Source organism: Pediococcus ethanolidurans, from assembly GCF_001437405.1.
GTDB lineage: Bacteria > Bacillota > Bacilli > Lactobacillales > Lactobacillaceae > Pediococcus > Pediococcus ethanolidurans.
This window is the reverse complement of sequence record NZ_JQBY01000002.1, coordinates 52,473-69,105: the sequence shown is the minus strand read 5'-3', so window position 1 is coordinate 69,105 and position 16,633 is coordinate 52,473. Positions and strand designations below refer to the sequence as shown.

Annotated in this window: 20 protein-coding genes; 12 read left to right on the top strand and 8 right to left on the bottom strand. The window is 36.8% G+C overall.

Features of this window, described 5'->3' with window-relative positions; genetic code table 11:
- Nucleotides 1-7: 7 nt before the first annotated feature.
- The 3 genes from IV87_RS01190 to IV87_RS01180 all read right to left on the bottom strand — a co-directional run bounded on the left by IV87_RS01190 (nucleotide 8) and on the right by IV87_RS01180 (nucleotide 1,951).
- Nucleotides 8-478: a DUF2975 domain-containing protein gene (locus tag IV87_RS01190; protein WP_057805081.1), complete on the bottom strand. Its 471-nt coding sequence runs from the start codon at nucleotides 476-478 to the stop codon at nucleotides 8-10.
- 178 nt (nucleotides 479-656) lie between these two features.
- Nucleotides 657-1,085 carry an Rrf2 family transcriptional regulator gene (locus IV87_RS01185; RefSeq protein ID WP_057805080.1) on the bottom strand — a complete coding sequence of 143 codons (429 nt, stop codon included), beginning with the start codon at nucleotides 1,083-1,085 and terminating at the stop codon, nucleotides 657-659.
- 8 nt (nucleotides 1,086-1,093) lie between these two features.
- Nucleotides 1,094-1,951: an NAD(P)H-binding protein gene (locus IV87_RS01180; protein ID WP_057805079.1), complete on the bottom strand. Its 858-nt coding sequence runs from the start codon at nucleotides 1,949-1,951 to the stop codon at nucleotides 1,094-1,096.
- A gap of 192 nt (nucleotides 1,952-2,143) precedes the next feature.
- Here IV87_RS01180 and IV87_RS01175 point away from each other — a divergent pair, with 192 nt between their 5' ends.
- From IV87_RS01175 to IV87_RS01165, 3 genes are read left to right on the top strand one after another with little or no spacing between them, the layout of a single operon-like run.
- A complete protein-coding gene (locus tag IV87_RS01175; protein ID WP_057805078.1) occupies nucleotides 2,144-2,737 on the top strand; it encodes an NAD-dependent epimerase/dehydratase family protein in 594 nt (197 codons plus the stop codon).
- On the top strand, nucleotides 2,737-3,486 hold the full coding sequence (locus IV87_RS01170) for an SDR family NAD(P)-dependent oxidoreductase (protein WP_057805077.1): 750 nt from the start codon (nucleotides 2,737-2,739) through the stop codon (nucleotides 3,484-3,486). The genes IV87_RS01175 and IV87_RS01170 overlap by 1 nt, the downstream gene beginning before the upstream one ends.
- Nucleotides 3,487-3,528: 42 nt before the next feature.
- On the top strand, nucleotides 3,529-3,999 hold the full coding sequence (locus tag IV87_RS01165; protein WP_057805076.1) for an Rrf2 family transcriptional regulator: 471 nt from the start codon (nucleotides 3,529-3,531) through the stop codon (nucleotides 3,997-3,999).
- A 47-nt stretch (nucleotides 4,000-4,046) separates the two neighbouring features.
- Here the strand turns inward: IV87_RS01165 and IV87_RS01160 are convergent, their stop codons facing one another.
- Nucleotides 4,047-4,232 (bottom strand): hypothetical protein, encoded by a 186-nt coding sequence (locus tag IV87_RS01160; protein ID WP_057805075.1) that lies wholly within the window; start codon nucleotides 4,230-4,232, stop codon nucleotides 4,047-4,049.
- Between the two features lie 213 nt (nucleotides 4,233-4,445).
- Between IV87_RS01160 and IV87_RS01155 the strand changes: the two genes are divergently transcribed.
- Together IV87_RS01155 and IV87_RS01150 are read left to right on the top strand one after the other, a co-directional pair.
- On the top strand, nucleotides 4,446-5,471 hold the full coding sequence (locus IV87_RS01155) for a DUF4767 domain-containing protein (RefSeq protein ID WP_057805074.1): 1,026 nt from the start codon (nucleotides 4,446-4,448) through the stop codon (nucleotides 5,469-5,471).
- 236 nt (nucleotides 5,472-5,707) lie between these two features.
- Nucleotides 5,708-7,096 carry an amino acid permease gene (locus tag IV87_RS01150; RefSeq protein ID WP_057805073.1) on the top strand — a complete coding sequence of 463 codons (1,389 nt, stop codon included), beginning with the start codon at nucleotides 5,708-5,710 and terminating at the stop codon, nucleotides 7,094-7,096.
- Between the two features lie 76 nt (nucleotides 7,097-7,172).
- Here the strand turns inward: IV87_RS01150 and IV87_RS01145 are convergent, their stop codons facing one another.
- Nucleotides 7,173-7,670, bottom strand: a complete 498-nt coding sequence (locus IV87_RS01145) for a GNAT family N-acetyltransferase (RefSeq protein ID WP_057805158.1) — start codon at nucleotides 7,668-7,670, stop codon at nucleotides 7,173-7,175.
- A 150-nt stretch (nucleotides 7,671-7,820) separates the two neighbouring features.
- Complete coding sequence (locus IV87_RS01140) at nucleotides 7,821-8,663, bottom strand: oxidoreductase (RefSeq protein WP_057805072.1); 843 nt, start codon at nucleotides 8,661-8,663, stop codon at nucleotides 7,821-7,823.
- Between the two features lie 196 nt (nucleotides 8,664-8,859).
- Here IV87_RS01140 and IV87_RS01135 point away from each other — a divergent pair, with 196 nt between their 5' ends.
- From IV87_RS01135 to IV87_RS01125, 3 genes are all read left to right on the top strand, one after another.
- Nucleotides 8,860-9,615: a flavodoxin family protein gene (locus IV87_RS01135; protein ID WP_082623485.1), complete on the top strand. Its 756-nt coding sequence runs from the start codon at nucleotides 8,860-8,862 to the stop codon at nucleotides 9,613-9,615.
- 227 nt (nucleotides 9,616-9,842) lie between these two features.
- Nucleotides 9,843-10,274, top strand: a complete 432-nt coding sequence (arsC, locus tag IV87_RS01130; RefSeq protein ID WP_057805071.1) for an arsenate reductase (thioredoxin) — start codon at nucleotides 9,843-9,845, stop codon at nucleotides 10,272-10,274.
- A 40-nt stretch (nucleotides 10,275-10,314) separates the two neighbouring features.
- Nucleotides 10,315-10,878, top strand: coding sequence for a sugar O-acetyltransferase (locus IV87_RS01125; protein WP_057805070.1), 564 nt, complete (start codon nucleotides 10,315-10,317; stop codon nucleotides 10,876-10,878).
- Between the two features lie 68 nt (nucleotides 10,879-10,946).
- Here the strand turns inward: IV87_RS01125 and IV87_RS01120 are convergent, their stop codons facing one another.
- Nucleotides 10,947-11,675, bottom strand: coding sequence for an SDR family oxidoreductase (locus tag IV87_RS01120; RefSeq protein ID WP_057805069.1), 729 nt, complete (start codon nucleotides 11,673-11,675; stop codon nucleotides 10,947-10,949).
- Nucleotides 11,676-11,768: 93 nt separating this feature from the next.
- On the opposite strand from IV87_RS01120, the gene IV87_RS01115 reads away from it, so the two are divergent.
- On the top strand, nucleotides 11,769-12,251 hold the full coding sequence (locus IV87_RS01115) for a MerR family transcriptional regulator (protein WP_057805068.1): 483 nt from the start codon (nucleotides 11,769-11,771) through the stop codon (nucleotides 12,249-12,251).
- 227 nt (nucleotides 12,252-12,478) lie between these two features.
- Nucleotides 12,479-13,666, top strand: a complete 1,188-nt coding sequence (locus IV87_RS01110; protein ID WP_057805067.1) for an acetate/propionate family kinase — start codon at nucleotides 12,479-12,481, stop codon at nucleotides 13,664-13,666.
- Between the two features lie 70 nt (nucleotides 13,667-13,736).
- On the opposite strand, the gene IV87_RS01105 is transcribed toward IV87_RS01110, so the two are convergent.
- Nucleotides 13,737-14,609: a LysR family transcriptional regulator gene (locus tag IV87_RS01105; RefSeq protein ID WP_057805066.1), complete on the bottom strand. Its 873-nt coding sequence runs from the start codon at nucleotides 14,607-14,609 to the stop codon at nucleotides 13,737-13,739.
- A gap of 129 nt (nucleotides 14,610-14,738) precedes the next feature.
- Here IV87_RS01105 and IV87_RS01100 point away from each other — a divergent pair, with 129 nt between their 5' ends.
- Both IV87_RS01100 and IV87_RS01095 read left to right on the top strand, forming a co-directional pair.
- The gene (locus tag IV87_RS01100) at nucleotides 14,739-15,605 is read left to right on the top strand and encodes an aldo/keto reductase (RefSeq protein ID WP_057805065.1); all 867 of its coding nucleotides are present in this window, start codon (nucleotides 14,739-14,741) and stop codon (nucleotides 15,603-15,605) included.
- A gap of 27 nt (nucleotides 15,606-15,632) precedes the next feature.
- The gene (locus IV87_RS01095) at nucleotides 15,633-16,502 is read left to right on the top strand and encodes an aldo/keto reductase (RefSeq protein WP_057805064.1); all 870 of its coding nucleotides are present in this window, start codon (nucleotides 15,633-15,635) and stop codon (nucleotides 16,500-16,502) included.
- Nucleotides 16,503-16,633 lie beyond the last annotated feature (131 nt).

Below are 16,633 nucleotides of genomic sequence, written 5' to 3'. Positions count from 1 at the left end.
AACCTCCTCACACTGTCAAATCGTGATCTTTTTGTAGATTGAAAGCACTTATAAAAAGATCTTCGATAATTTGAGAAAGGATATAGACAGCAAATGGGACGCAAATTAGAGCAAATCCCATGAGACCAACACCAGGAGCATTTTCGATATTAGCAATGGTTATAAAAAAAGGCATGGCAAAAATAAAACAAACACTAATAAAACCAATATTACGGCGAATTTTTTTTACTAATTTAATGGATTTTTGAGAAAAGGCCTGATGATCAATGATTAACCGGAGCATGCGATGCAAGAAAAACATGATTTGCGTTCCAAAAATAACGGTTCCCAAAATGGTGATTCCTAAAAAACTAATGACAACGGGATGCTCAAGACTCTTAGAAGTGAAAATTTGAATTAGATACAAAAAGCCAACCAGCCAAATGACACCTGTGATAAAAAGTAAAGCTAAATCTAAAATTGTGCGTCGAAATTTCATGATGATCACCTCAGTTTTTGAATAAGCTGATTATAGCATTCAGATTATCGATAAACAATATATAATTATTCATAAACAATAAAATAAAACTTTTTCTCCGATTTTGATCACTAAAGTTCGGAGACAAATAAAGAGACTGGAAAAATTTTTCAGTCTCTTGTTTGTTCATATGCTTGTATCATTTTGTTTTTTGGCGGGTCAAAATATCGTCAGTGATGTCTTGAATGGTAATTTCATTCATTCGTTGAAAAGCAGTTTCTTCAATATCTGCATAGTACTTATTTAATGTGTCTTGAATATTACCACCCACAATACACTGTGGATTTGTTTTAGGATCAATGTGTAGTAAATTATGATCCATACTAATGGCTTGATAAACATTCAAAAGGGTAATCTGTTTGGGATCAACATTCAGTGTGGTGTTTGCACTTCCAGGTTGCGTACGAATTAACCCGGCTTTTCGCAAATCAGACATCAAATTCCGGACAACACTCGCATTTGCTTCAATACTTGCAGCAATTGCCTTGCTAGAAAGATCGCCGTCTTTGTAAACGATGAGATAAGCCAGGATATGAATAGCGTCGCTTAACTTGTGGGAGTACTTCATGATTGCACCTAGTTTCGATTAAGAATTTCGTTGATTGCATCCGGCAAGTTAGTGAGTTCGTGGCCGAGGACAGTTTCTAAGTCATTTGAATTTTCATTCAAAGAGCCATCATTGATTGGTTCTTGAAATGAAGTGAAGAGGGCCGCCATGTTGCTATCCAATCCAGTTTTTTCTAATCCGGCTTGATATTCTTTGGCAGTAACTTGTTTGACTTCAAAATCATTACCTGTTGCTTGTTTTAATGCTGCGCCCAGATCTTCGTAGGAACGCGCCGAACCTGCAAACTCGTAAACTTCCTTTGGATCGCTTAATGTTAACACTTTGGCAGCTGCTGTGGCAAATTCACGTTCTAACGCCCAGCCAGCATTACCATTGGCCCAGTAAGTAGCATATTGATTTGCAGCTCCACTTTTTAAGAAGCCAATTTCGTTTTCAAGATACCAGTTGTTACGAAGAAAGGCATGGGCAACGCCAGTTTCTTTAATGGCGTTTTCAGTTAGTTTATGATCATCAGCCAATGCACTAGTAGAGGTTTGTGCATTTGGAAAACTGGTGTAAGCAACAAAACTAACTTTGTTGGCTGCTAAAGCTTTAACAACATTTTGATGTTGAGCGGCACGAGTCACTTTACCACCAGGTTGAGAAGAAATGAAGAGTAAACGATCGACACTTTGCAATGCTTTTTCCATAGAAGCTTCATCCGCATAATCACCTTGACGGATTTCAATACCTTGAGGCAATAGTTTTTTTGCTTTTTCGACATTGCGGGCGATAGCAATAACGTTATCGCTACCTGCAGATTTTAAAAGTTCTTGTACAGCAGTTTGACCAAAGTTACCAGTTGCAGCAGTAATTGCATAATTCATAAATAAATTCTTCCTTTCAAATTAACGTGTTGTTTTATAATCAACATCTATATCATACCACGTGTTGTTTTTAAGTCAACAGGTAACTTTGAATTTTGTTGATTTTTTTAAACGAAAAAATTGACAAAATTAATTATCGAGGATATTATGTATCCATGGATATATAATATCTATAGAAAAGAGGCTATTTAAATGAAAAAAATAATTGTATTACTTGGTGGAAATGGGTATATTGGCCGCGAGTTAACGAAAGCATGGCACGACAGGGACAAATCGGCACAATTTATTGTGCTTTCCAGATCAGGAAATAATCAACTTAAATTGCCTGAAATCACAAATGTTGCAGTAGATTTAACTGATCATGGTGCGGTCGATGACGCGTTACCAACAAAATTTGACTACATTGTGGACTTGATCGGACGACCAGAAAAAGATGTTATTTTATCGAAAAAAGTGAATGATCAACCTGCGATGTTAATGAAACGACTTGCTGAAACACACAATGCCAAGGCAATGGGGTTCATTGGTGGTAAGCTTGGTCCGAAGTATTTTTTGAATACTAAAAAACGATTGATTGGGGATTTGCGACAAAGTACAGTACCACTTGCAATTGTGGAACCCACTTTAGTCTATGGTGCGGGTAGAAAAGACCAAATGAGTCGCATGGTACCATTACTTCGTTTCTTTGGTATTTTCAATGTAAATATGAAACCTGTTGAAATTCACCATGTTGTAAATGAATTACTTGAGGGACTTTTAACAGTTGGTGAAGAGGAGGTTAAATAATGAAAAAAGTTATGATTATGGGTGTTGGACCAGGCTTTGGCTTGGCTTTAGCACAAAAATTTGGTGAACAAGGTAATACAATTGTGTTGGTTGCCAGAAATTCGGGGCGCTTAACAGAATATCAAGAAGAACTTGCTGAGAATGAAATTAAGGCCAGTTGTCATGCAGTGGATGTCACTAAACATGAGCAAGTACAGCAACTATTTCAGGATGAGTCTGAAGTGGATACATTAATTTATAATGTTGGCAACACAGCGTTGGATGATCCTTTGACCTCTTCATTAGATGATATTAAAGCGACATTTGAAACAAATGTTTTGGGATGCATTGATGCTTGTCAACAATTTGTGAACACAAAACGACCTCAAACAATTTTGGTGACAGGTGGCGGAGCAGCATTACACCCAAGTGCTTTGACCACTACATTATCCTTAACAAAAGCTGCACTGCGAAGCTATGTTTTGTCACTTCACGATGTACTTAAAGAAAAAGGAATTTATGTGGGTTTATTAACTATTCAAGGAATCGCAGATGTGGGTGCTGCAATGCAACCTATTAAAGTTGCAAATGCGTATGTTGAGGCAGCTCAACAGCGAAATAACGCCGAAATTTTTTATCCCAATAATCAGGGCAGTAAACTGTCTGAATTTGAACAACTCCAACAATTAGCTAAAGATCCAAAAACGGTTGAAAAAGTTCTTAAAAATCATCCGGAGTTTGCCAAATATTTGGATTATTTTAAAAACTAATCAGTTAAAATGGAGATAAACTAACGGAACGGAAGGGTAACGATGAAACTAAATAAAAGCGTTGAACAGGGAATTTATGTCATTCTAATTTTGGCTTTGCAAAAGGATCACCTGCCCTTAAAAAGTCAGTTACTCAGTCAACGATTAAAAGTATCCGATTCATATTTGAAAAAAGTTTTAAGAAAATTAGTGGTGGCCGGTTTGGTCAATTCAAGCGCAAATAAAGATGGGGGCTATACCCTTAAAAGACCAGTGACTGAAATTTCTTTATATGATATTAGTCAGGCTGTTGATAATGTTGGGACATTGCAGTTACCGGAGCTTCATTTGGCAAAACAAGTATTTCCGGGCGATGATGCTCATATTCAGCGTAGCGAAGCGCTGGCGCATACTACTTTTCAAAAAGCGCAGGAGGACTTTAATACAGTTTTGAAAAAGGCTCTAGTCAGTAGCTTGTTAGAACCAAGCAGTTATGAAAATGGTAAGATCGATTGGCGAGAAACTGATTTTTAATAAGACAAGAGTTAAGTCAGAATAATTGATTAGATAATTTTATGAGCTTAAGAATGCCAGAATTTTCGAAACGTTGGGCTAAAGATTGTTAGTAAAGCTGTGATAGAAACGGTAACGATTAAATAAAGGACAAAATTAACAAGCAAGTTAGCATCCGTAAATTTTAGTAATTTAGTTAAGACAAAGGTGATAATTACACTGCTAAGAATAATAAATGAAATATATTTTGTCATAATGATCCCGTTTCCTTTAGGAGATTAGTTTAAGCTAAAAATAGCATGTTTGCTTATGATAAACAAATTTTAGAGTTAGATTGATTTCTAGTATTGTAAAAGCATAGTAATTAATACCACTTATAGTGATATAATTATTGTGTGATTTATATTTAAAACAATTAGAAGGTAGGGGGAAATAACCAAACGTGCGGGAATGGTTATTTAAATGTTATGAAAAAAATATGGTGGAGTTTATTGGTTAGCTTACTTGTTTTGACTGGATGTTCAACTAACGCTAACAAACAGGCAAGTAAGGGTAGTTCAAAAACGGTGCAGTCGACAACTGTAAAAAAGAATGGCCAGGCGGCTAAAAAAACTAGTTCAAGTAAGTCTGCTAAACGGGTAACTACAAAAACAAAAGTAGCAACGACCGTTTGGAATCAAACAAAGCGGCAAAAATTAGCGAAATTCATGCAAACGTGGCAAACAGATATGGGCCAAACTTATAAGGGAACTTATAAAGGAGATCAACCAGATCATTTGGGATTTATATTTCCAAAAGTGCTTGAAAATGGTGATCTTGACGGCCACGTTAAATGGGGAAGCACCTCAGTACATTTAACTTGGTCTAAAAATGGCGAAAATGGTAGTGAATACCAAATTGTGGAAGTTGCAACCGGTGGTGTTTCTGGAACACATTTTCCAACAACCTATTTATTCTGCATTCATAATGGCCAGCCAGTTGTATTTATGACACAAACTACAAATGGTGGCGTTTTGGATATTCAAGACACACAAAATTCGGCTCTCCAGACAGGTTTCGCAAAAATTTTGACGGGTAGTGAACCAGCAGTTTTAACTGACGCTTCTTTAAATAGTGATGTAAGTAGTGACGTAAATTCATCGCCTCAGCAGTGGCCAAGTGCTTATAAAGGAACTTGGTACTACTACGATACTTATAGCAAGAATGTAGAACATGTAACTTCAGAAAAAATAAGTGATGTAAAACTAAGCTACCTCAAGAGTACCAAATCAAAATGGCTAAATATTCGTGGTGCGCATCAAAATGCGGGTGATGGGGATTCAGAATATGTCCGCTATCATTATTATGATGGTCGACAAATTCCAGTAATGATGATGGCAAGTGGGGCCGCTCCATGGTTTGATAGTAATGCGTATCGTAGTGAAGCGCTTGCCAAACAAATGAAAGATTTTCAGTTCGGTGATGAGGTCAAAACCAGAGACGAAGATCAATAAAAATTTTTTTAAAAGTACAAATTAAAAATATCAAACTGAAAACAGCCTAAGATTGGTCATAAAATTAATCTTAGGCTGTTTTTTTGAACTAGGTTCATTTGATCTTAAAAATTAAAATTTGATTAAGGCAAAATTATATTTTACTATATTAATATTATCTTTATTTGTCGTGAATAGATTCAAGTAATAAAAGGTGCCACGCGTTACTTGAAAAACGACGGTCTTTAGGAGGAATAATGAAACAAAATTCAAATCAGGCACCAAAGTTACAACGTTCAATGACGGCTGGTCAAATGGAAATGATTTCTTTAGGCGGCGCTATAGGTGTTGGCCTGTTTATGGGATCAGCCTCCACAATCAAGTGGACGGGACCATCCGTTTTACTAGCATATATGTTTGTTGGCCTAATTCTTTATATTGTCATGCGAGCGCTTGGTGAAATGATCTATATTAATCCGGGCACTGGCTCTTTCGCAGATTATGCGACTGAATATGTCCATCCTATTGCAGGTTATCTAGCAAAGTGGGCCAATGTTTTTGAATATATTGTAGTTGGCATGTCCGAAGTTGTTGCGGCGACTGAGTACCTTAAATACTGGTGGCCTAATATCAATTCTTTTGTTGCTGGAATTCTCATTATTTTATTTTTAGTACTTGCTAATCTAGCCAGCGCCAAAGCCTATGGGTCACTAGAGTTTTGGTTTGCAATGATTAAAGTCATCACAATTATCATGATGATTGTTTTAGGCTTCATGGTTATCTTTTTTGGCTTTGGTAATGGCGGCCATCCAACTGGTTTCAGTAATCTTTGGCGTCATGGCGGCTTCTTTACTGGTGGTTTCAAAGGATTCTTCTTTTCTATGTCGATTATTGTTGGTTCTTATCAAGGCATTGAACTTCTTGGAATTTCAGCTGGAGAAGTTGCTAATCCTCAAGAAGCAATCGTGAAATCTGTAAAATCGGTGCTTTGGCGTATTTTAATTTTTTATGTGGGTGCAATTTTTGTAATTGTGACAATTTATCCGTGGAATCACCTTAGTGCAGTTGGATCACCCTTTGTGTCAACCTTTGCAAAAGTCGGCATTACCTCAGCTGCGGCGGTCATCAATTTTGTTGTTCTAACAGCTGCTTTATCTGGTGCCAATTCTGGTATTTATTCCTCAAGCCGCATGCTTTTTAAGTTAGCTCACGAAGGAGAAGCACCAAAGTTGTTTGGTCGGTTATCTAAACAAGTGGTTCCAAACATTGCCATTCTTGGCATTTCAGGTGGAATTTTGATCGGTTTCATTATTGATACAGTGACTTCGATTTTCAGTAAATCGACTTCCAACTTATTTGTGGTTGTTTTTAGTTCATCAGTTTTACCTGGAATGGTACCGTGGTTTGTCATCCTTTTAGCCGAACTGCGTTTTCGAGAAAATAATGCGAGTTTGATGGGTACACATCCATTCAAATTGCCATTTTTCCCTTATTCCAATTACTTTGCGATTGTGATGTTGACTGTTATTGTGGTTTTTATGTTCATTAATCCGGATACACGTATTTCCGTTATTGTAGGAGCTGTGGTTTTAATAATGGCTACTTTGATCTATCTTATTCGGCACAGACATGAACGTATTAAGTAACTTAAAAAAGACGATTTAGGTTTTAAAAACTGAATCGTCTTTTGATATCTAAACAAGGAGCACAAATGTACTATGATTAGTTTGGTAATTCTAATACCATATCGTACCAGATTTCACCTGCATGTTGTGATGAAGATTTTCCGTCAACTTGATAACCATTTTTCTCATAATAGGGAATTAGCCTGTGCAAGCAAGTTAATGTGATTCCTTGTCTTTTATTTTTTAAACTAATTTGTTTGAGTTCTGTTAGTAACTGACTGGCAATTCCTAAATTTTGCCATTGCGGGGCAACCGCTAAACTCAAAATGCTTTGATAACCACCGATTGTGGGATTTTTAGTAGTTTGTTGAAATAAATTATCGGTCAAATGGCGTTCATTGATAACTGGACCAACGACGTAGCCTAAAGGCAAGTTTTCATGATTACAAGCCACGATGAAACTGTCGCTGATCATTTGAATACGATTTTGCATGGCACTTTCGGTGGCAGCCTCTTGTTTGGAAAAACCAGTATTTTCGATTTGCATGATAGTAGGTAAATCAGTTAAAGTAGCAGAACGAAATTTTATGTTCATTTTCAAAAATCCTTTCTCCTTTTAAAATACTAGATAAATTATAAATGACTGAAAAGTATTATGCCAGCCTAGTTAATTTATTTGAGTGAACAAAAAGTCACGTAATTAATCAAATGATTACGTGACTTTTTAGAGTTAGTAGTGAAATGCTTATTCTGGTTGATCTGCTGATGCGGACAAATCGTGTAATTTTTTGAAGTGTGCCAAGGATTTTGTATATTTATCAATAGCTGTATCAGTAGAAAGTTTGCCTAATGGTAAACGTAATGGAAGTTCTGCAGTGTGATTAACAACTTGATCAAAAATGATTTGCACGGCCTTTTCGGGATCGCCTGGTTCATGATGAGCACTTTCAGCGTTATCTATAATTGTTTGTTTGAATTGTTGATAATCTGCAATTTTAGGAAGCGCTTTATCAGAAGAACGGCCGGCCCAATCGGTTCTAAAACCACTGGGTTCAACCAGCATAACCTTAATATTGCAATCGGTAACTTCTTTAGATAGTGCCTCGCTAATTCCTTCAATGGCATATTTTGTACCACTATAAAATGAAAGTGTTGGAAATGAATACAGTCCTGCTAAGGAAGAAAAATTGATAATGATACCAGATTTTTGTTGACGCATTACTGGTAATACACTGCGAGTCATATCGACAAGTCCCCATACATTAACATCAAACATATATTTGACCGTGTCGCGATTACTCTCTTCAAAAGTTCCAAAATAACCTAATCCAGCGTTGTTAACAAGTACATCAATTGTGCCAAATTTTGCTTGTGCTTGTGTAACCACAGACTTGATTTCTTGTTGATTAGTCACATCTAAAGTTAATTTTTGAATTTGACCATGATCAAACTCGTTTAAGTAAGCTAACTTTTTTGTGTTGCGGGCTGTAGCGACTAAATTGATATTTGATTGTTTTGCTAAAAATGTTGCTAAGGTTCTTCCAAACCCTGTTGAAGTTCCGGTAATTAACCATGTTTTATTTGCCATGAAATAGCTCCTTTTATTAATTCTTTTTGTTTATGTAAGTATCATACGACTTAAACTATGGTTTAAGTCAAATATAAAAATTTGTAGTTGCATTGGTGTTCAGACGAAGGTATATGATGTGACTAATGAGTGAAGAAGATGCTTAGAAATAACATTATGTGGCTCAAAATAATACGAAAATAAGGCGGCGGGAAAAATGTATCAGAGAAAGATTGGTGTGATAATCTTGATTGGTTGCCTTGTGTTTGGAATAGGGAGATTAACAATTATATCGTTTATAAATTATGATCAACAAAATGAGGAAAATCGAAAAGTTGCCGGAAGAATTGATGGCAATCCTATCTATGCACCACAACTGACTAAGTCAAATAGTGAGTGGCGTAATGGTTATGGGACTAAATCTGATGGGCAAGATACGAATAGTGAAAATCAACCGACACGTAAGCTGACTAAAAATGCGAAGAGTCTTATTATCTATTTCTCTCGTTCAGGAAGTACCGAATTGTTGGCAAGCAAAATTGCTAAAGAAACTAATGCGGATATTCTAGAAATTATTGTCAAGAATCCTTATGCTGGCAATTATCAAAAAACACTTTCAAGAGCTAATTCGGAACGAGAAAGTCAGAATTATCCTAAAATAGATATGAATGTACCAGATTTATCTCAGTATCAGACAGTTTATTTAGGTTATCCTATTTGGGCGATGACGTTATCGCATCCCATGACGGCCTTTTTGACTGAGTATGGTAATCAGTTGTCTGACAAGAAAATTGCACCGTTTATGACGGAAGGCGGTTATGGGCAAGGAGATAGTGTGGATCGCATCAAAGAAATCTTGCGTCAACAGGGTGCTAAGCAAGATACTTTTACGAATGCTTTAGTTGTTGATGGCAATAAGGTTGATCACGCAGATAGTCGAGTCATGCAATGGGTGAAGCAGGTAACCAATTAAATTTAGATAATAGTCGTAATATTCAAGTCATCTCAAATTATATTAGGGATGGTTTTTTTGTTTATTAATCAGCAAAACATTTGTATACTTAAGCTAAATAAAATGAAGAAAAACGGCTTGTTGCCAAAAAAAGTAAGACTTATACGCAAAAGCAACTTACTGTGAAAATTCAATTTTTAGAAAAGTATTTTAATTCCTCCATTGAATTGCTATAGGAGTGTTTAATAATGAAGCAAATTTATTTTTTATGCACGGGTAATTCCTGCCGAAGTCAAATGGCAGAAGGATTTGCAAAGAAAATTCTCGGTGATCAATGGCGAGTAGCCAGTGCCGGTATTGAAACTCATGGCTTAAACCAACGAGCAGTTAAAGTTATGGCAGAAAAACAAATCGATATTTCGAAAAACAACTCAAAATTAATTGATCTACAGTATTTAAATACGAGTGATTTAGTGGTGACCCTTTGCGGTGATGCCCGGGATCGGTGCCCAGTTACCCCAGCAACTGTTCGAAAGCTGCACTGGCCATTACCAGATCCTGCTCAAGCTCAGGGAAGCGAGACAGAAATTCTGCAGGTCTTTAGAAAAGTTCGTGATGAGATTGAACAACGAATTAAACAATTAGCTCAAACAAAAAATAGGTTTAATGACTGGACTTAAACCCGGGTTTAAGTGATAGTCTTAACTCTGAGGTGATTAGATGACTGAATTGGGAAAATTAGTAGCCGGAGAAGAATATTACTTTTTGGATGATGAAGTGGCTAAACGCAAAGCACGGGCCGCTAAATTATGCCAGGAATTTAATGAAATCTCCGCAACTGACCCTAAGGCACAAACACAAAAAATTAAGGAGATATTTGGTTCAACGGGTGAGCAAATTTCAGTTCAAGCTAGTTTTAATTGTGATTATGGCAAAAATATTCATGTGGGTGAAGACTTTTTGAGTAATTATAATTTGACTATTTTGGATATTGCCCCGGTTAGTATTGGTAGTCACGTGATGATTGGTCCGAATGTTGATATTTATACGGTGAATCATCCGATGACTGCTGAGGGACGCAGAAAGTATTTAGCACAAGCATCGCCAGTTACAATTGGGGATGATGTGTGGATTGGTGGTAAAGTTTCGATTATGCCAGGAGTAACAATTGGAAGTAATGTCGTCATTGCTGCGGGTGCGGTGGTGACTAAGGATGTTGCCGATAATGTTTTAGTGGGTGGCGTTCCAGCCCGCAAAATTAAAGATTTACCAATAGAAAACTAAAACAATGACTGATATGTCAAAATGGGCCTCAAAAAGAAACTTTGAACGTTTCTCTTTGGGGTCTATTTTTAGTACTTAACGTTGTTTGAAGCTAATCGTAACTCCACAATACGAGAATTCTTAGTTTGAACACAGACACTCAGTAGGGCTTGACCAACATCCTCTGGGGTCAAAAAGCCAGATTTTGCAACTCCCTCCTTAGTACGACCGTAGCCGACTTCAAATTCAGTCGCCCCAGCATGCAGACAGAAGACACAAGTTCGAATACCTTTATCTAACAGTTCTTTATCTAGAGCCTGACCAAAGCCACGTAATGCGAATTTACTGCAGGTATAGGCAGTTTCATTGGCGTGCCCAACAATACCAGTCACCGATGAAACTAAGATAATTTGACCATCATGACGTTTCAGCATATCTGGCACGGCAGCTTTGGTAAATGCAAAGGCACTTCTGACATTGGTATTCATAATCAAATCGTAATCTGATAGGGATGTTTCGGTTAACGAAAGGGTTCGCCCAATGCCAGCATTATTGATTAAAATGTCAATTTTTCCAAAAGTTTGAATAGCTAAGTTAACTGTTTTAATAGCGGTATCTTCCTCCTGGGCATCACTCGCATAGTACGTCGCTTTCACACCTAATTTTTCGCACTGTGCGACAACTTCTTGTAATCTTTGTTTTCTGCGAGCTGTGATTACTAAATTACAGCCTTCTTTGGCAAAGGCAAGTGCAACTCCACGGCCAAAGCCAGAACTAGCACCTGTAATAACAGCAACTTTTCCTGATAATCTTCCCATAATAAGATCTCCTTTTGTTTATTATTACTTGATTCTTTGTTATCATACGACTTGAACTCAGGTTTAAGTCAAACGAAAAATGGAGATAAAAAAATGAATTATTCAATTGGTGAAGTTGCAGAAAAAATGGGAACAAATACATCAACATTAAGATATTACGATAAAAAAGGATTACTGCCATTTGTAGATCGGGATACTGCGGGTCGACGCAAATTTAAAGATAATGATTTTAATTTTCTGGAAGTAATTGATTGTTTAAAGAAAAGTGGCGTTCCAATCAAAGATATTGGTAAGTTTATTAACCTGTGTTTACAAGGTGACGGAACGTTGCAAGAACGTTATGATTATTTAGATAAAGAAGAGAACGTGTTGGAGAAAAAGGTTCAAGAAATGCAGGATCAACTAGATTTTCTGAGATTCAAAAAGTGGTACTACAAAACATCTGTTGAAGCAGGTACTGAAACAATTCATTTCACACCAGGAACAAATTTTGTGGATCCAGGTACACATAACCAGTATCGTGCTAAATTGAAGCAGGCTAAAAACGTACATGACTTAATCAATTTAAAAAACTAATGTTGCCAGTCAGCGAGTGATTGAATCGGCCGGCGGTGTTTACGAAAATATGGTAATTGAAGAAAGTACCGGTTATCGGTTGAAACGGTATTGAATTGGCTTAACAACGTGATATAAATGTAGATAAAACGAACTAGAAAATTTGTTGAGCTTCGTTCGTGATTGTTACTTTCTACTAGTTTAATATACAAAGTAAGTATATAAGTTTAGAGATAGAAGGTGGCGACATGGGCAAAATCTTGTCGGTAAATTTGGGAAGCTCAACACTCAAATGGCGATTGTTTGAAATGCCAGAAGAACGACAAATTGCTTCTGGATTAGTTGATTTTTTTGATAACTCGAAAGCAAAAATTACGGTGAAATATGGGGATCAACAACGAGAACGAACCTTTGATAAAAAATTAAGTCTTAAAGATGCCATTATGATTTTAATGGATGAATTGAAAAGGTTGAAGCTAGTTGAACATCTTCATGAAATTGTTGGTATTGGCCATCGCGTGGTTGCTGGTGGTGAAGTATTTAAAGCATCCACCGTGATTACGGAAACTGTGCTAAAACAAATTGATGATTTAGGTATTTTTGCCCCACTCCATAATCATGTGGAGGTTGGGGGTATTGAACTTTTTCGCCAATTAATGCCATGGACCACACAAGTGGCTGTGTTTGATTCCGCATTTCACCAGACCATGAGCGAAGAAAACTATCTGTATGGTATTCCCTATGAATATTATCAAAAATATGGTGCTCGTAAATATGGTGCGCATGGAACTAGTGTGCGTTATGTTTCTAAACGCACAACCAAACTTTTGAACAAACCATTATCAGATTTACGATTGATTGTCATGCACCTAGGCGCTGGCTCGAGTATTACGGCTGTTAAAAATGGTCGTTCGGTTGATACGTCAATGGGATTTAGTCCACTAGATGGCTTAATCATGAATACCCGTAGTGGTCAAATTGATGCGTCATTAGTCACGTACTTGATGCAAAAGTTAAATCTGAAAGACCCGGAAGAAATAATAGATATTTTAAACAATCAATCTGGGTTATTGGGAATTTCGGGTCTTTCTGATGATCAGCGTGAATTAAAAAAATTGGCTGAAACGCATCCTCGCGCGCAATTGGCATTAAACATGTATGCTAATCGGGTGATTAAATTTGTGGGAAGCTATCTTGCTTTGATGAACGGGGTTGATGCACTTGTCTTTACTGGCGGAGTTGGCGAAAACAGTTTTGAAATGCGTGCCCAGATTATGGCGTCTTTTGGTTATGTTGGCGCCACAATTGATCTTGCTAAAAATAAAGTAATGGGTAAAGAGATCGATATTAGTACTTCTGACGCCAAAATTAAGACACTGATTGTTCCAACTAATGAAGAATTGATGATTGCTAGGGATGTTTACACCCGTTTATAGGTGAAATGATCTTAACAAAAAAGAAAGCTCTCAAAACGAATTTTTCGAATTGAGGGCTTTTAGTGACCGTTTATGCAGGCCAATTATGTTGAATATAGGTAATAACCGGAGCGACACGCTTTTTCTGTTCCTTTAAATAGTTAAAGTAAATTTTCATTTGCGCACTACTGTCAGTGATTGGAATAAGCACGCGGTTATCGTTATTTTTAAGTTTTGTAAAGGATAGATCAACTGCAGAAAGATTGGTACTAAAATAAGGAAAATCTGAATACTTTGTAATTTCGGCAAAGGCCTCTCGCTGAGCTTGATAAAGAAATTTAGCATCAGTAATTTCTTTTTGAATGATTTCTCGCCACGGTCCAATGTCGCTTAACACAACGAAACTTAAATCTTTTAATTCACTGAAACTGATTGTTGATTGATTGGCCTGAAACATAAATTTATCAAGATTAACAGCTAGTTTTTCAGTGCCCAGATAGTGAGAAGTAATGGTTGTTGTGGCAAGTGCTTGATTAGAAATTATTCCTGCATAGGCGTTAGTTGAAATTAGTTGTTCAGTTTTAACGGCCGAGAGTAACTTACTAGTTATTTGTAGATTTTGAGGAGAAGGGGTTACTAAATTTTTGAGCAGAATTAGCGGTCCTGGAATGACGGACCCAATTTGAAGACTACGCTGACTTTGATCAAAGTTATGAATTTTATCAATCATTTGTTGATTAGCTTGAACTAGATTAACGGCTTCTTTTGCGGCCAGTTTACCAGTTTCAGTGAGGGTGATTCGATTGGGCTGGCGGTCAAATAAGCGCACACCAAAATCATCTTCTAATTTCTGCATACCACGGGTCACAGTGGGCTGAGTCACGTTCAACTGTTCGGCCGTTTTAGCTAGGGTACCAGTTTGCAAAAAGACGGCTAATTCTTTTAATAGATAAGTTTCAATCATAATTTCACTTCCTAGCATACGATAACTGTATACTAGCATGCTTAACTAGTAATTTTCAAATGATTACTATGCGTTTATTATAAGGATGTTGAATAAAGTTGAGGTTAAAAATAGAAAGGATGTTTTAGAATGACAAAAGTACCAACAATTAAATTAAATAACGGCGTAGAGATGCCACAATTAGGATTTGGTGTTTTTCAAGTTCCTGATTTGAGTCAGGCTGAAGAGGCGGTTACCAATGCGTTACAGGCAGGTTATCGTTTGATTGATACCGCAACTGCTTATCAAAACGAAGAAGCGGTTGGTCGTGCCATTAAGAAGAGTGGCGTTAAACGGGAAGATATTTTCGTGACGTCAAAACTGTGGGTATCTGATTTCACCTATGATCGTGCGAAAAAGGGAATTGATGCTTCTTTACAAAAATTGGGCTTAGATTACATGGATCTTTATTTACTTCACCAACCATATGGGGATGTCATGGGTGCTTGGAGAGCATTGCAAGAAGCATACAAGGCTGGTAAGATTCGTGCAATCGGTGTTTCTAATTTCTATGCCGACCAATTAAAAAATCTTGAATTGACGATGCCGGTTAAACCAGTTATCAATCAGATTGAAGTTAATCCATGGTATCAACAAAAAGCAGAAGTTAAATTTAATCAAAACGAAGACATTCGAGTTGAGGCTTGGGCACCATTTGCGGAAGGTAAGCATGATATTTTCACAAACGAAACAATTGCCAAAATTGCGCAAAAGTATAATAAGGCAAACGGCCAGGTTATTTTACGGTGGCTCTTACAGCGTGGCATCACGGTTATTCCTAAGTCGGTTCATCGTAATCGCATGGAAGAAAACATGAATGTTTTCGATTTTGAATTAACAGATGCAGAAATGAAAACGATGGCTTCTTTAGATAAGAATGAAAGTCAGTTCTTCGACCACCGTGATCCTGTGACAATTGAACAAATCTTTGGTTCTAGTTTGAAACAATTACAGTAATCAGTCCTTAATAAGGAGAGTTTGAAAATGACAGCAATTAATACACCTAAAGTTAAATTAAACGATGGTACAGAAATCCCGGCAATTGGATTTGGAACTTTTCAGATTCCTAGTGATGGTTCGACTTATAAAGCTGTAAGTGAAGCTTTGAGAATTGGGTATCGTCATATTGATACAGCGGTAGCTTACTTTAATGAAGCAGAAGTTGGTAAAGCTGTTAAAGATAGCGGCATTCCACGGGATCAAATCTGGGTTACCAGTAAATTATGGTTACAAGATTTTGGTTATGAACCAGCTAAAAAGGCAATTGATCTTTCGCTGAAAAAACTAGGACTTGATTATATTGATTTATATTTAATTCATCAACCATATGGAGATGTTCCCGGAGCTTGGCAGGCTATGGAAGAAGCTAAGCGGGCTGGAAAGATTAAATCGATTGGTGTTTCTAATATGACACCAAAGATTTGGAATCATTTCGTGCCATTATTTGCAACGTTACCATCAGTTAATCAAGTTGAGTTTAATCCCTATTTTCAACAGAAACCATTACGCAAGATTTTGAATGCAGCTAATGTGAAAATTGAGGCCTGGGCACCATTGGGTCAAGGTAATCATGACTTGTTAAATGAACCAGTCATTACCAAATTAGCTGATAAATATGGTAAAAATGCGGGACAAGTTATTTTACGTTTTGAAAATCAGGAAGGCATTATTGTCTTTCCAAAGTCAGTTCATGAAAGTCGCATTAAGAGTAATCTTGATATCTTTGATTTTAAATTAACTGATGAAGAAATAGCACAAATTCGTGGTTTAGATAAAGGTAAAGGGAATCATGATCCGGATGCACCTGGTGTGCAAGAACGATTAGCGGGATATGATGTTCATGCTAATGATTAGAAAAACAAGAAATTGAGGAAAATAATTTTTCTCAATTTTTTAATACATATAGAAAAAATAACTTCAAACATCTGATTCTAATTCTATTGCGTACTTTATTTTGTCTGGTTTAATCAACGAGTTTGTTTCCC

Bases quoted from the DNA above. Each gene is read 5' to 3' on its own strand.
- IV87_RS01190 (WP_057805081.1), bottom strand. From the start codon at position 478: ATGAAATTTCGACGCACAATTTTAGATTTAGCTTTACTTTTTATCACA.
- IV87_RS01185 (WP_057805080.1), bottom strand. From the start codon at position 1,085: ATGAAGTACTCCCACAAGTTAAGCGACGCTATTCATATCCTGGCTTAT.
- IV87_RS01180 (WP_057805079.1), bottom strand. From the start codon at position 1,951: ATGAATTATGCAATTACTGCTGCAACTGGTAACTTTGGTCAAACTGCT.
- IV87_RS01175 (WP_057805078.1), top strand. From the start codon at position 2,144: ATGAAAAAAATAATTGTATTACTTGGTGGAAATGGGTATATTGGCCGC.
- IV87_RS01170 (WP_057805077.1), top strand. From the start codon at position 2,737: ATGAAAAAAGTTATGATTATGGGTGTTGGACCAGGCTTTGGCTTGGCT.
- IV87_RS01165 (WP_057805076.1), top strand. From the start codon at position 3,529: ATGAAACTAAATAAAAGCGTTGAACAGGGAATTTATGTCATTCTAATT.
- IV87_RS01160 (WP_057805075.1), bottom strand. From the start codon at position 4,232: ATGACAAAATATATTTCATTTATTATTCTTAGCAGTGTAATTATCACC.
- IV87_RS01155 (WP_057805074.1), top strand. From the start codon at position 4,446: ATGAAAAAAATATGGTGGAGTTTATTGGTTAGCTTACTTGTTTTGACT.
- IV87_RS01150 (WP_057805073.1), top strand. From the start codon at position 5,708: ATGAAACAAAATTCAAATCAGGCACCAAAGTTACAACGTTCAATGACG.
- IV87_RS01145 (WP_057805158.1), bottom strand. From the start codon at position 7,670: ATGAACATAAAATTTCGTTCTGCTACTTTAACTGATTTACCTACTATC.
- IV87_RS01140 (WP_057805072.1), bottom strand. From the start codon at position 8,663: ATGGCAAATAAAACATGGTTAATTACCGGAACTTCAACAGGGTTTGGA.
- IV87_RS01135 (WP_082623485.1), top strand. From the start codon at position 8,860: ATGTATCAGAGAAAGATTGGTGTGATAATCTTGATTGGTTGCCTTGTG.
- arsC (WP_057805071.1), top strand. From the start codon at position 9,843: ATGAAGCAAATTTATTTTTTATGCACGGGTAATTCCTGCCGAAGTCAA.
- IV87_RS01125 (WP_057805070.1), top strand. From the start codon at position 10,315: ATGACTGAATTGGGAAAATTAGTAGCCGGAGAAGAATATTACTTTTTG.
- IV87_RS01120 (WP_057805069.1), bottom strand. From the start codon at position 11,675: ATGGGAAGATTATCAGGAAAAGTTGCTGTTATTACAGGTGCTAGTTCT.
- IV87_RS01115 (WP_057805068.1), top strand. From the start codon at position 11,769: ATGAATTATTCAATTGGTGAAGTTGCAGAAAAAATGGGAACAAATACA.
- IV87_RS01110 (WP_057805067.1), top strand. From the start codon at position 12,479: ATGGGCAAAATCTTGTCGGTAAATTTGGGAAGCTCAACACTCAAATGG.
- IV87_RS01105 (WP_057805066.1), bottom strand. From the start codon at position 14,609: ATGATTGAAACTTATCTATTAAAAGAATTAGCCGTCTTTTTGCAAACT.
- IV87_RS01100 (WP_057805065.1), top strand. From the start codon at position 14,739: ATGACAAAAGTACCAACAATTAAATTAAATAACGGCGTAGAGATGCCA.
- IV87_RS01095 (WP_057805064.1), top strand. From the start codon at position 15,633: ATGACAGCAATTAATACACCTAAAGTTAAATTAAACGATGGTACAGAA.